This is a genomic window from Azotobacter tropicalis (genome assembly GCF_059739045.1).
On the sequence record NZ_AP046059.1, the window covers coordinates 4,452,053 to 4,464,639 of the forward strand.

Consider the following 12,587-nt stretch of genomic DNA (forward strand, 5'->3'; position numbering starts at 1 on the left):
CAAATCAGTTCAGGGGTTTTGGATTTCATGGAAATCGGTCTGCGTGAGTGGCTGATCCTCATTGGCATCGTCGTCATCGGCGGCATCCTGTTCGACGGATGGCGGCGCATGCGCGGCAGCAAGGGCAAGCTCAAGTTCAAGCTCGAGCGCAGCGTTGCCGATGCGCCCGAGGCGGTCAGCGAAAACAGCGAACTGCTGGGACCCTCGCGGTCGGTCGATTTTCCGCAAGGGACCGCCTTCGAGGCGGACGAGGAAAACCTGCCCTCGCTGAGCGCCCGCGGACTGAGCCGGCGGCGTTTCGACGAGGAACTGGAGGCGGACGACATCGGGTTGGACCTCGACGAGCCGGTCCATGCGGCCGCCGAGCCTGCGCCCAGGCCGCGCCGGACGGAGCCGAAGAGCGAACCGCGCAGGACCGAGCAAGCCGAGCGCAGCGAGCCGCGGGAGCAACTGCCGGTCGAGGAATATCTGGTCATCATCGTGGTGTCGCGGGACGAGGCGGGCTTCAAGGGGCCGGCGCTGCTGCAGAGCATCCTCGAAAGCGGCCTGCGCTTCGGCGACAAGGACATCTTCCATCGCCACGAGAGCCTGGCCGGCCACGGCGAGGTGCTGTTTTCCATGGCCAATGCCCTCAAGCCCGGCACCTTCGATCTGGACGATATCGACCACTTCAGCACCCGGGCAGTCAGCTTCATCCTCCTTCTGCCCGGTCCGCGTCATCCCAAGCAGGCTTTCGAGCTCATGGTGGCCGCCGCCCGCAAGCTGGCCCAGGAGCTGAACGGCGAGCTGAGGGACGACCAGCGCAGCGTGATGACCGCTCAGACCATCGAGCACTATCGCCAGCGGATCGTCGAGTTCGAGCGCCGGCAACTGACCCACAAGCGCTGAGTCCGGATCTTTCGTCAGTCCCGGAGGATCGTCCGCCAAGCGCTGCGATCCCCCGGCGGCCTGGAAGCCGGTATCTCCGGCAGTCCCCCAGCGCATCCCTTCGAGCAGCCACGGCTGCTCTTTTCGTTTTCCGGAAACCATCGCCATGACCGACGCCCAGACCGCCGCCGAGCGCATCGCCCGGCTGCGCAGCGAGATCGACGAACACAACTACCGCTACTACGTGCTCGACGCGCCGAGCGTGCCGGATGCCGAGTACGATCGCCTGTTCAACGAGCTCAGGGCCCTCGAAGGTGAGCACCCCGAGCTGGTCAGCCCGGAATCGCCGACCCAGCGCGTCGGCGGCGAGGCCTTGGCGGCGTTCGGCCAGGTACGCCACGAGCTGCCCATGCTCAGCCTGGGCAACGCCTTCGCCGAAGCGGATCTGCTCGACTTCGACCGCAGCGTGCGCAAGGGGCTGGACCGGGGCATCGAGGTGGTCGAGTACAGTTGCGAGCCCAAGCTGGACGGCCTGGCCGTCAGCCTGCTGTACGAGAACGGGCAACTGGTGCGCGGCGCCACCCGCGGCGACGGCAGCACCGGCGAGGACATCACCGCCAACGTGCGCACCGTGCGCAACATCCCGCTCAGGCTGCACGGCCTGGGCTGGCCGGCACTGCTGGAGGTGCGCGGCGAGATCTACATGCCGCGCGCCGGCTTCGAAGCGCTCAACGCCCGCGCCATCGAGACCGGCGGCAAGACTTTCGCCAACCCGCGCAACGCCGCTGCCGGCAGTCTGCGTCAGCTCGACCCGAAGATCACCGCCAGCCGGCCGCTGGAATTCTGCAGCTACGGAGTCGGCCGCTTCGAAGGGCCCGGCTTGCCGGAAACCCATACCGGGGTTCTCGAGGCTTTGAGAAGTTGGGGCCTGCCGACCAGCCGCGAGTCGAAGGTGGCGGAGAGCGTGCAGGGTTGCCTGGACTACTACCGCGCCATCGGCGAGCGCCGCCAGAGTCTGGCCTACGACATCGACGGCGTGGTGTTCAAGGTCAATCGCCTGGACTGGCAGCGCGAGCTGGGCTTCCGTGCCCGGACCCCGCATTGGGCCATCGCCTACAAGTTCCCGGCTCAGGAGGAACTCACCGAATTGCTCGGCGTCGAGTTCCAGGTCGGCCGTACCGGCGCTATCACCCCGGTGGCACGCCTGAGGCCGGTGCAGGTGGCCGGCGTCACGGTATCCAATGCCACTCTGCACAACATGGACGAGGTGGTGCGCCTCGGCGTGATGATCGGCGATACGGTGATCGTCCGCCGCGCCGGTGACGTGATTCCGCAGATCATGCAGGTGGTGTCCGAGCGCCGTCCGGTCGATGCCCGCCCCGTCGAGGTGCCGCAGCAGTGTCCGGTGTGCGGCTCGGCGGTGGAACGCACCCAACTGGTCCGACGCGGCAAGGGCAAGGCTTCGCTCTGCGAGGGGGCGATCTACCGCTGCGTCGGCCGTCTGGCCTGCCAGGCCCAGCTCAAGCAGGCGATCGTCCACTTCGTCTCGCGGCGCGCCATGGACATCGACGGCCTCGGCGAGCGGATCGTCGAGCAACTGGTGGACACCGGCCTGGTGAGGTCGCCGGCCGACCTCTACACCCTGGCCTTCGAGCAACTGGTGGTGCTGGACGGTTTCGCCGAGGTTTCCAGCAACAACCTGCTGGCGGCCATCGCCGCCAGCCGCAGACCGAGCCTGGCGCGCTTCGTCTATGCGCTGGGCATTCCCGACGTCGGCGAGGAGACCGCCAAGCGGCTGGCCCGCACCCTCGGAGCGCTTTCGCGCATCGAGAAGGCCCTGCCCGAGGTGCTCACCTGGCTGCCGGACGTCGGCCTGGAGGTCGCCCACGAGATCCACAGCTTCTTCGAGGACGGGCACAACCGCACGGTGATCGAGCAACTGCTGGCGCGTGGCATCGAGCTGCAGGAGGAAGGCGAGCTGCATGCGGAGTTCGCCGCCTGCGCCAGCCTGAGCGAGCTGCTCGACAAGCTGGGCATTGCGGGGATCGCCGCCACCGGCGCGAAGAAGCTCGCCGAGGCGGCAGGCAGCCTGGAGGCGGTGATCGCCCTCAGTCAGGACTGGCTGACCCTGAGCACCACCAAGGGGGTGACGGAGAGGGCCCGGCAGGCGCTGCGCGAGTTCTTCGCCGTCCCGGCCAATGTCGAGCGCGCCCGCGCCATCGAGGCGCAATTGCGCGAGTTTGGTATGCACTGGGAGAGCGAGCGCCGCTGCGCCGAGGGCCTGCCGCTGGCCGGACAGACCTGGGTGCTGACCGGCACCCTGGAGTCCATGAGCCGCGAGCAAGGCAAGGCGAAGCTGGAGAGTCTCGGCGCCAAGGTGGCTGGCTCGGTTTCGGCGAAGACCTCCTGCGTGGTCGCTGGCCCCGGCGCTGGCTCGAAGCTGGCCAAGGCCGGCGAACTGGGGATCAAGGTGCTCGACGAGGAGGCCTTCCTGGCCGTGCTTCAGCAACTGGAGGGATGAGCGCTTTCTCGTGCAGACGTAGGGCGGGTTTCACCCGCGCCCTACGCAAGCTGAATGGGGTGGAAAACCGCGCAGCGTTTTCCACGGGGTGGCTATCCACCATGACCATACAGGTGGTGGGCGCGGCCTCAGCCGGCCACCATCACGCGGATCGCCTCCAGGCGTAGGGCCGCCTTGTCGAGCATGGCCAGGCCGTCCTCGCGCTGCTGGCGCAAGGCTTCCAGTTCGCTGTCGCGCACGCTCGGGTTGATCGCCTGGAGTGCGGTCAGGCGGGCCAGTTCCTCGTCGAGGCTGGCGGTGAGCCGCTGCCGGGCCTCGGCGACGCGCTCGGCGTGACGCGGCGCGACTTTGGCTTCGGCAGCATTGATCTGTTTGGCCAGCACGTCGCGCTGAGCCTGCACGAACTTGTTGGCACTGCCGCGCGGCACGCTTTCCAGCTGGTCGTTGAGGGTGTCGAAGGCGACCTTCGGCGCCAGGTCGTTGCCGTTGGCGTCGAGCAGGCAGCGCAGCGCCAGCGGCGGCAGGAAGCGGCCGAGCTGCAGGGCGCGCGGCGCTACCACTTCGCTGACATAGAGCAGCTCGAGCAGTACGGTGCCCGGCTTGAGGGCCTTGTTCTTGATCAGCGCCACCGCGGTGTTGCCCATCGAGCCGGACAGCACCAGATCCATGCCGCCCTGCACCATGGGATGTTCCCAGGTGAGGAACTGCATGTCCTCGCGGGCCAGCGCCTGGTGGCGGTCGTAGGTGACGGTCACCGCCTCGTCGCTGCCCAGCGGGAAGCTGGCGTCGAGCATCTTCTCGCTGGGGCGCAGGATCAGCGCGTTCTCCGAATGGTCCTCGCTGTCGATGCCGAAGGCGTTGAACAATTCTTCCATGTAGATCGGCAGGGTGTACTGGTCGTCCTGTTCGTGGATGTCCTCGACCAGCGCATCGCCTTCGCCGCCGCCGCGGGAGTTGAGTTCCAGCAGGCGGTCGCGGCCGACGTGCAGCTCGCGCTCCAGACGTTCGCGTTCGGCGCGGGCAGCATCCAGCAGGTCCTGCCACTCGTCGTCCTCGCCAGCCTCCAGCAGCGGCAGCAGACGCGGGCCGAACTGGTGCTGCAGGGCGTTGCCGGTGGGGCAGGTGGCGAGGAAGGCGTTCAACGCATCGTGGTACCACTGGAACAGGCGCTCCTGAGCCGTGTTTTCCAGATAGGGCACGTGCAACTGGATGCTGTGCTTCTGGCCGATGCGGTCGAGGCGGCCGATGCGTTGCTCGAGCAGGTCCGGGTGGGCCGGCAGGTCGAACATCACCAGATGGTGGGCGAACTGGAAGTTGCGGCCTTCGCTGCCGATTTCCGAGCAGATCAGCACCTGGGCGCCGAACTCCTCGTCGGCGAAGTAGGCCGCCGCACGGTCGCGCTCGAGGATGCTCATGCCTTCGTGGAACACCGTGGCCGGAATGCCGGAACGCACCCGCAGAGCGTCCTCCAGGTCCAGGGCAGTCTCGGCATGAGCGCAGATCACCAGCACCTTGACCTTCTTGAGCATTTTCAGGGTATCGATCAGCCACTCGACGCGCGGATCGAGGCGCCACCAGCGGCTCTCCTCGCCGCCATCCTCCTGTTGGGCCTGGTAGCTCACTTCCGGATACAGGTCGGCATGTTCGCCGACCGGCAGCTCCAGGTACTCGGCCGGGCTCGGCAGCGGATAGGGGTGCAACTGGCGCTCGGGGAAGCCCTGCACCGCGGCGCGAGTGTTGCGGAACAGCACCCGGCCGGTGCCGTGGCGGTCGAGCAGCTCGCGGGTCAGGCGTGCGCTGGCCTGGATGTCGCCATCGCTGACCGCGGCGAGCAGCGCCTCGCCCTCGGCACCGAGGAAGCCGTGGATGACCTCATGGGCTCCTTCGGAGAGGCGACCCTGATCGAGCAGCTCCTGCACCGCCTCGGCCACCGGGCGGTAGTTGGCGCTCTCGGCGCGGAAGGCCTCGAGGTCGTGGAAGCGGTCGGGATCGAGCAGGCGCAGGCGGGCGAAGTGGCTCTCCTGGCCGAGCTGTTCGGGGGTGGCGGTGAGCAGCAGCACACCGGAGATTACCTGGGCGAGCTGCTCGACCAGCGCGTATTCGGCGCTCGGCTGCTCGGGGTGCCAGACCAGGTGGTGCGCCTCGTCCACCACCAACAGGTCCCAGCCGGCGGCGAAGGCGGCGTCCTGGGCGTACTCGGCGGCGGTTAGCCACTCCAGGGAGACCAGCGCCAGTTGGGTATCCTCGAAGGGGTTGCTGGCGTCGCTCTCGGCGAAGCGCTCGGCGTCGTACAGCGCCACCTCCAGGTTGAAGCGCCGGCGCATCTCCACCAGCCACTGGTGCTGGAGGTTTTCCGGGACCAGGATCAGCACCCGACCGGCGCGGCCGGAGAGCAACTGGCGATGGATGACCAGGCCGGCCTCGATGGTCTTGCCCAAGCCGACTTCGTCGGCCAGCAGCACACGCGGGGCGATGCGGTCGGCGACTTCGCGGGCGATGTGCAACTGGTGGGCGATCGGCTGGGTACGGGCGCCGGCCAGCCCCCAGAGCGGGGATTGCAGTAGGCGGCTGCGGTGCTCCAGGGTGTGGTAGCGCAGGCCGAACCAGGACAGCGGGTCGATCTGCCCGGCGAACAGGCGGTCGCTGGCCAGACGGAACTGGATGAAGTTGGACAGCTGGGTTTCCGGCAGGCTGCGACTCTGGCTCTGCCCATCGAGGCCGTGGTAGATGAGCAGGCCGTCGTGGTCCTCGACCTCGCGGACGATCATCCTCCAGCCATCGAAGTGGGTGATTTCGTCGCCGGGGGCGAAACGCACGCGGGTCAGCGGGGCGTTGCGCTGAGCGTACTGGCGGGTTTCGCCGGTGGCCGGATAGAGCACTGTGAGCAACCGGCCATCCGCGGTGAGAATGGTTCCGAGCCCGAGTTCCGCCTCGCTGTCGCTGATCCAGCGCTGCCCCGGTTGATATTGCTGCACCATGCCTGTCTCCGCTGTAAAAAAGGCCGGTATGGTAACGGAATGCCCTGGGTAGATCGACGTCGACTGCCGGCGCATTGATAGGAAAGCGTAGTCCTCGCTGCTCGGCCTGCTCGTGCTGCCCGGTGTAGCATGGGGCTTCCCTGTTTGCCGCTCCCCGTGCCATGCCGCTGTTCGATGCTTCTGTCCCCGACCTGCCCGATGCCGCGCTGCGCTACCTGTCCGGCTGGATGGACGGCGCCACCGCCGACCGCTGGCTGGCTTGCCTGCTGGCGGAAACGCCCTGGGAACAGCCGCAGGTGCGGCTGTACGGACGTCTTTATTCGGTACCGCGCCAAGTCGCCTGGTACGGCGACGCCGCCTATCGCTATTCCGGGCTGACCCATCCGCCGCTGCCCTGGACGCCGCTGCTGGCCGAGATCCGCGCGGCCTTGGAGAGGCTCGTCGGCCAGCCGCTGAACGGCGCGCTGCTCAACCATTACCGCGACGGCCGGGACTCCATGGGCTGGCACAGCGACGACGAGGCCGAGCTGGGGCGCAATCCGCTAATCGTCTCGCTCAGCCTAGGTGGCGCTCGGCGCTTCGATCTGCGCCGGATCGGACAGACGCGCATCGAGCATTCGATGCTGCTCGAACACGGCTCCGTACTGGTCATGGCCGGCGCGACGCAGCATTATTGGCAGCATCAGGTGGCGAAGACGCGCAAATCCTGCGCGCCGCGCCTGAATCTGACCTTTCGCCAGGTGCATCCGCAGCCATGAGTTCCGACGACAAGCTGATCGACTTCAGCAGCGAGCGCAGCAAGCGCATCCACGACCTGCACGAGAAACGCCTGAACGACATGCGCCAGGCCTTCGCCGAGGCTCTGCCGCTGCCGCAGGGAAAGAAGAAGCCCGCCGGCAAGCCGAAGAAGAAGCGCTGAATCTCGCTGGAGACCCCGTGTGCGCGGGGCGGGGTAGCGGTTCCTGCCGGCCATGCGGTTCTTTTAGAATCGCGGCATTTTCCGCCTGGATGCTGAACATGGCTGGCAGTCAAATCGAACGTGCGTTGAGTCTTCTGGAAAGCCTGACCGCCGATCCCGGCGGGATTCCCCTGCAGAGCCTGGCCGACCAGTTGCACATTCCCAAGAGTGCCACCCACCGCATGCTCGCCGACCTGATCCGCCTGGGCTATGTGCGCCAGGACCCGCAGACTAGCCGCTACCAGTTGTCCACCAAGCTGGTGGCGCTGGGCTTCCGCTACCTGGCCAACAGCGGCGTGGACGTGGTGCAGCCGATCCTCGACCGCCTGGCCGAGGAAACCGGTGAGCTGGTGCGCCTGGGGGTGATCGACGGCGATCGCCTGACCTGGATCGTCAAGTCCCAAGGCGCCCGCAGCGGATTGCGCTACGACCCGGACATGGGCCGCGATGCGCCGTTGTCCTCCACCGCCTCCGGGCATGCCTGGCTGGCCAGCATGAGCGATGCAGAGGCCTTGATCCTCGTCGCACGGCAGGTAGTGGTCGATCCGGCCGAGGTCGGCCCCAACGCCCGCGCAACGGCACCGAGCTGCTCGAGCGCCTGCGCCTGGCCCGCGAGCACGGCTACGCCTGGGTGGTGGAAAGCTCGGCGGTCGGCACCGCGGCCATGGCCGCCGTGGTCCGCCACCCGCGCAACCATCATCCCATCGGCGTGCTCAGCCTTGCTGGTCCCAGCGCGCGTCTCGGCGAGGCGCGCATGCATCAGTTGGCACCACGACTGCTGGCGGCCAGCGAAGAACTGTCCGAAGCCAGCCAGGCTTCCGAGCTGTTCTCCTGATCCCTGTTCCCTGACCTTCGATAGCATCGGTCCGGCGACGCTGTCGAGTCAGGGGCGCCTGCTTTCCTGCCGCAGTAATGGCTGTGCGCTGAGCGCACGGCTTCGTGCGCTGCACCTTGTTATAAAGTGGAATTCAGTTCTAGATTTTCTTGGTCTTGGGTTTCGGCACTCTGATAAGTGCTCTCCGTCCACGACAACAAGAGGGCGCAGCCCTGACCGAGTTGCTTCGTGTCGCCTTGGCCGGCGTCATGAGCGGCCGGCAGCCGCGCCTGCTCGCTCCACGACTTCCACCCGCTGAAGAGACCCGCCATGAGCGAACGCATTCTCTCCCTGGCTGCCCTGACCGTGCTTGAGCTGTCCCCGCCCGACATGGTGGAGGTGGCTGCCCGCGCCGGCTACAGCCACGCCGGCCTGCGCCTGGTGCCGGCCACTCCCGAAGAACATCATTTTCCGTTGGTCGCCGACGCCGGGCTGCGCCGGCAGACCCTGGCCCGCCTGCGCGATACCGGTATCCGGGTGCTCGACGTGGAGATCCTGCGCCTGAAGCCGGAGACCCGGATCGCCGACTTCGAGCCGATTCTCGCCGCCGGCGCCGAACTGGGTGCCAGCGAACTGCTGGTGGCCGGCAACGATCCGGACGAGGCGCGGCAAACCGACAACTTCGCCGCCCTGTGCGATTTGGCGGCTGGCTTCGGTCTCCGCCCGCACCTGGAGTTCATGCCCTGGACCGACGCCCGCGACCTGACCCAAGCCATGCGCATCGTCGATAACGCCGGGCGCGCCAATGGCTGCGTGCTGGTCGACGCCTTCCACTTCGACCGCTCCGCCTCGCGTTTGGAAGACCTGGCCCGGCTCGACCCGGCGCGCATCCATTACGCCCAACTGTGCGACGTGGCCGGCCCGCGCCCGGACGGCATGGACGAGATCCTGCGTCAGGCGCGCAACGAGCGGCGCTTCCCTGGCGACGGCGACTGCGACCTGCTCGGTCTGCTGCGTGCCCTACCGGCGAACCTGCCGCTCAGCCTGGAAATTCCCACTCGCCAACTGCTGGAGCGGGGCGTTGGTGCCCTCGAGCGCGCCCGAATCGCTATCGACAAGGCTCGCACCTTGCTGGCGCAGGTTTGAAACTATGCCCCGCCGTGAGGGCAGGGGCGTGGCCTTTCCGTATAGGGTCGCCCGGCATTGCGCCATATATATTGTTACCGGTGAGTCATTTCACCGTGCAATCAATTCGACCAGTAACCACTCAGTGAATGTGTAAATAGCCGCGGCAGCCACGATTGGAGTTATCCATGGGCTGCACCATTATCATTGCGGACAAATCTTTTATTGCTAAAAGTCTTCCTCATATTTCCTTTCGAGGCTTGTGTGTTTTTTTAAGTCCCTGCAGGCGCAGAAGCCCTGGTCATCCGCGACCTCCCGCCGCACCTCGATTGATCCATGTCAGTCCTTCGCCATGCGTTCCTGAAGTCGTCGGCCAATATTGATCACGGTCAATTTTTCCGGCCGCCGGTGCAGTTACCTTGACCCCATCGAAGAGATAACCAGCGAAGAAGAAGGAGCCGACCATGTTTATCGATGAAGTGGTACTGGCTGGAGTTGGGGTGGTGGGATTGATGTTCGTATTCGCTGGCGGAATCGGTTATTTCATCTGGAAGGACTCCCAGAACCAGAAGTAGGAAAAGTCCTTCAGATCCAGAGCACGCAAGGCACTTTCGGGCGACGTTGTCGCCCTTTTTTTTGCTTGTTTTTTGGATTTTGCTGGCTGCGCAAGAGATACTCGCAGCCATGTTCCTTATTTTTCCTTTGCAGGGAGTCATTTCCTTTTCTAATTGTGGTCAGTTCTTTCACTGGCTTTGCTGCCGATACTCTTGCTGGATTTTCAATGCTCTATCGAGATTGTCTATAACCCCTTGTTGCCAGAAGCGAGGTTGCAGATGCGACTCGAAGGTTTGGCTGTATTCTTCGGTTTTTATGGCCAGAGTTGGCAGATCGCGAAGTGCGATGCCAACCAGAAATACCGCTGCCAAGACTTGAGTCAGTAGCCAGCCGTGACGAAGTGCAGAAGAAACGGTAGCAGGCGCCGGAGTTGCCGGATGTAGTCCGAGCAGCCAGCCGGCGGTGATTGCCAGCCAGAGTTCCACATGGGGCATAACCAGGATGCCGTCGACCATGGCGAGCGTCAGCACAGTTGCGATGCCGCCAGCCAGGCAGACCCGCAGCGTATCGGTTGGATCATGGGATTCGGCTGTCTTGCGTAGCATGCGAAAGGTGGCGCGGGCGGCAAGAAATACCAGGCCGATGACGATGATGGAGACGGGAATGCCCCATTCCGAGGCTATCTGAAGGACCGCCTGGTGCGGATGCGCCGCCACCACGTTGAAGTGCGCGGAGAAATGCAGCGGGCCGAATCCCAGCCAGGGCTTTTGCTGGATCATCTCCAGCGCCAGCGGCCAGAGGATGTCGCGGCTGGAAAGCGAGGTATGCAGGCGATTGGCGGCGTGCTCGGTCACCTCGATCCCCAGCCATGCCGGTATAGCCGACAGCATCAGCAGATAGATCAGCAGCCCCAGGGCGGCGGAGCGCAGTTGCAGCAGGCTCCAGCGCCATCCCACGGATCCCGACAGGCTCAGCCAGATCATGGCAACGGCCATGCCCAATGCCAGTCCCCGGGCAGCGCTGGTGATGGCCAGCGTCCAGCCCAGCGCGGCGATGACCGAAACCAGCAGCTTTTCCCGGCGGGAAACTTCTTCGCGCAGCAGGGGCCAGACCACTACGGGCAGAGCCAGAGCGAGGAACTGGGCAAGAAAGCGCGGATTGGAAAAGCCCCAGAGCAGCTTGTAAGCATTGAGCTTGCCGGTATCGGTCAGTTGCCAGTAGTAGAGAAAAAAGTAGAAAGCCAACAAGCAACTGATCACCAGGGTCAGAGTGCCCAGCAATGCCTGGTCCAGTCTGGGTCCGATCCGTCGCCGGGTCGCGGCAATGGTGCCGCCCAGGACCAGGCTGAGAATGGCCACGCCGAGTTCGGCCAGTGCCCAGCCGCTATGTTGTGCCAGTAGGGCTGAGGCCAGTCCCGCCAGCAATACGACGATCAGGCAGGCGCGGCTGCGTGTTCCGAGTAGCAGACTAGTCGGCGCCGGGCTTCTGAGGCTCAGGAGGCCTGCCAGTACGCAGAGGCAGAACACCAGGATCTGACCGATCCGCTGCTGGTTGTGCCAGTGGCCGGGCAGCCAGGGCACCAGCGGCAGCGTCGCCGTTACCAGCAGAAGAAAAGGAACAAGAGCGTTGCGGAGCCGCGTATGGACATTGTGGATCTCCATAGCCGTCTGATAAGCCATTTGCTTTTCCTTTCATCCATTTGCCCGGCTTTTCTCGATGATGCCGGCTATTTGCTATGAGCTTTGCAGACCTTCGGACGGAGGACAATCGGATGAGGGGGCATTCATGGGACAAGGAGCAGTTGCCGATTCTTGTTCGGGGCCCATGGCCGCTGGGCCTGACGGGGTGGAGCCGCACTCGATGATGGCAAAAAAATGCTAGCACTTCGCAAAAATCTCCTAACCTCAATTCGAGCCTTATGACTAATCTGCCATCAAGGCGGAGCATGAAGCCCGCTCGATCTTGGAACGAAACTCGAAAGAGGTGAGCGAAATATGAATCTGCAAGCGATCAAGTCTTCGGTGATGAAGTTCATCAAGGATGAAGAGGGATTGACCACCGTGGAGTATGCCGTGGCGGGGGGCTGATTTCGTTAGTTGTTATTGGTGCTTTTACTAGCCTTGGAGAAGAGGTTGGCAGGATTATTAATGGGTTGGTAACTGAGCTTAAGACTATTACTTGAGCTTTGTTCTTGTTGAGTGCTATGCCCTCGTCTTAGGTGTGAAAGGTTTAATGATGTTGGTTGCGCAAGAAGTGCTCATTATTTCTATATTGCTTGTGCTACTTGCGATTGCGGTGGCGAGTGATGTTATGCGTCACCGCATTTCCAACGTCGTTGTATTGGCCGGAATTTTGGCTGGGCCATTGTGTGGTTTTTATGTTGCGGGTGCTGGTGGCGTAAATAATGCCTTCTTGGGACTGTTGGTAGGGTTTGGTTTATTTCTACCATTTTATTTGCTTGGGGGTATGGCCGCCGGCGACGTGAAGTTGATGGCCATGGTAGGAGGTTTTCTCGGTCCTGTGGCAACGGCTTCGGCAGTAGTTTTAAGTCTGATAGTGGGCAGTATTTTCGGCATTGCAATCTTGCTTTACAAGAGACAACTGTTTCGCTTGGTACGGCGTTATTGGGCCATGGCCAGTCTGCGCACTTACATAGCGCCGCAAGCCGACGATGCCGCCCACCAGCGCTTTCCCTATGCCATAGCGATTTTTACCGGAACTTTGATCAGTCTTTTCTGGCAACCCTTCGGCCCGTAGTCAGGGAGTGAG

Annotated in this window: 10 protein-coding genes and 1 pseudogene; 8 read left to right on the forward strand and 3 right to left on the reverse strand. The window is 64.2% G+C overall.

Annotated features, from left to right (window positions below; all coding sequences use genetic code 11):
* The first annotated feature begins 27 nt into the window (after positions 1 to 27).
* Entirely contained in the window at positions 28 to 888 is an 861-nt protein-coding gene (zipA, locus tag Atro_RS21135) for a cell division protein ZipA (protein ID WP_497925552.1), read from the forward strand.
* A 145-nt stretch (positions 889 to 1,033) separates the two neighbouring features.
* Positions 1,034 to 3,388: an NAD-dependent DNA ligase LigA gene (gene ligA, locus Atro_RS21140; protein ID WP_497925554.1), complete on the forward strand. Its 2,355-nt coding sequence runs from the start codon at positions 1,034 to 1,036 to the stop codon at positions 3,386 to 3,388.
* Between the two features lie 128 nt (positions 3,389 to 3,516).
* Here ligA and rapA read toward each other — a convergent pair whose 3' ends face one another.
* Positions 3,517 to 6,366, reverse strand: a complete 2,850-nt coding sequence (rapA, locus tag Atro_RS21145; RefSeq protein ID WP_497925556.1) for an RNA polymerase-associated protein RapA — start codon at positions 6,364 to 6,366, stop codon at positions 3,517 to 3,519.
* Between the two features lie 161 nt (positions 6,367 to 6,527).
* Between rapA and Atro_RS21150 the strand changes: the two genes are divergently transcribed.
* The 5 genes and pseudogenes from Atro_RS21150 to ccoM all read left to right on the forward strand — a co-directional run bounded on the left by Atro_RS21150 (position 6,528) and on the right by ccoM (position 9,838).
* Positions 6,528 to 7,124: an alpha-ketoglutarate-dependent dioxygenase AlkB family protein gene (locus Atro_RS21150; protein WP_497925558.1), complete on the forward strand. Its 597-nt coding sequence runs from the start codon at positions 6,528 to 6,530 to the stop codon at positions 7,122 to 7,124.
* The gene (locus Atro_RS21155) at positions 7,121 to 7,285 is read left to right on the forward strand and encodes a hypothetical protein (RefSeq protein ID WP_497925560.1); all 165 of its coding nucleotides are present in this window, start codon (positions 7,121 to 7,123) and stop codon (positions 7,283 to 7,285) included. The genes Atro_RS21150 and Atro_RS21155 overlap by 4 nt, the downstream gene beginning before the upstream one ends.
* A 98-nt stretch (positions 7,286 to 7,383) precedes the next feature.
* Positions 7,384 to 8,159: pseudogene (locus tag Atro_RS21160) on the forward strand (IclR family transcriptional regulator).
* Between the two features lie 309 nt (positions 8,160 to 8,468).
* The gene (locus Atro_RS21165; protein WP_497925562.1) at positions 8,469 to 9,284 is read left to right on the forward strand and encodes a sugar phosphate isomerase/epimerase family protein; all 816 of its coding nucleotides are present in this window, start codon (positions 8,469 to 8,471) and stop codon (positions 9,282 to 9,284) included.
* Between the two features lie 443 nt (positions 9,285 to 9,727).
* Positions 9,728 to 9,838, forward strand: a complete 111-nt coding sequence (gene ccoM, locus Atro_RS21170) for a cytochrome c oxidase subunit CcoM (RefSeq protein ID WP_089167746.1) — start codon at positions 9,728 to 9,730, stop codon at positions 9,836 to 9,838.
* A gap of 10 nt (positions 9,839 to 9,848) precedes the next feature.
* Here ccoM and Atro_RS21175 read toward each other — a convergent pair whose 3' ends face one another.
* Positions 9,849 to 10,010, reverse strand: coding sequence for a hypothetical protein (locus Atro_RS21175; RefSeq protein WP_497925564.1), 162 nt, complete (start codon positions 10,008 to 10,010; stop codon positions 9,849 to 9,851).
* Positions 10,007 to 11,497, reverse strand: coding sequence for an O-antigen ligase family protein (locus Atro_RS21180; RefSeq protein WP_497925566.1), 1,491 nt, complete (start codon positions 11,495 to 11,497; stop codon positions 10,007 to 10,009). Before Atro_RS21180 ends, Atro_RS21175 begins: the two co-directional genes overlap by 4 nt.
* Before the next feature lie 499 nt (positions 11,498 to 11,996).
* On the opposite strand from Atro_RS21180, the gene Atro_RS21185 reads away from it, so the two are divergent.
* Positions 11,997 to 12,575: an A24 family peptidase gene (locus tag Atro_RS21185; protein ID WP_497925567.1), complete on the forward strand. Its 579-nt coding sequence runs from the start codon at positions 11,997 to 11,999 to the stop codon at positions 12,573 to 12,575.
* The last annotated feature ends 12 nt before the right edge of the window (positions 12,576 to 12,587 follow it).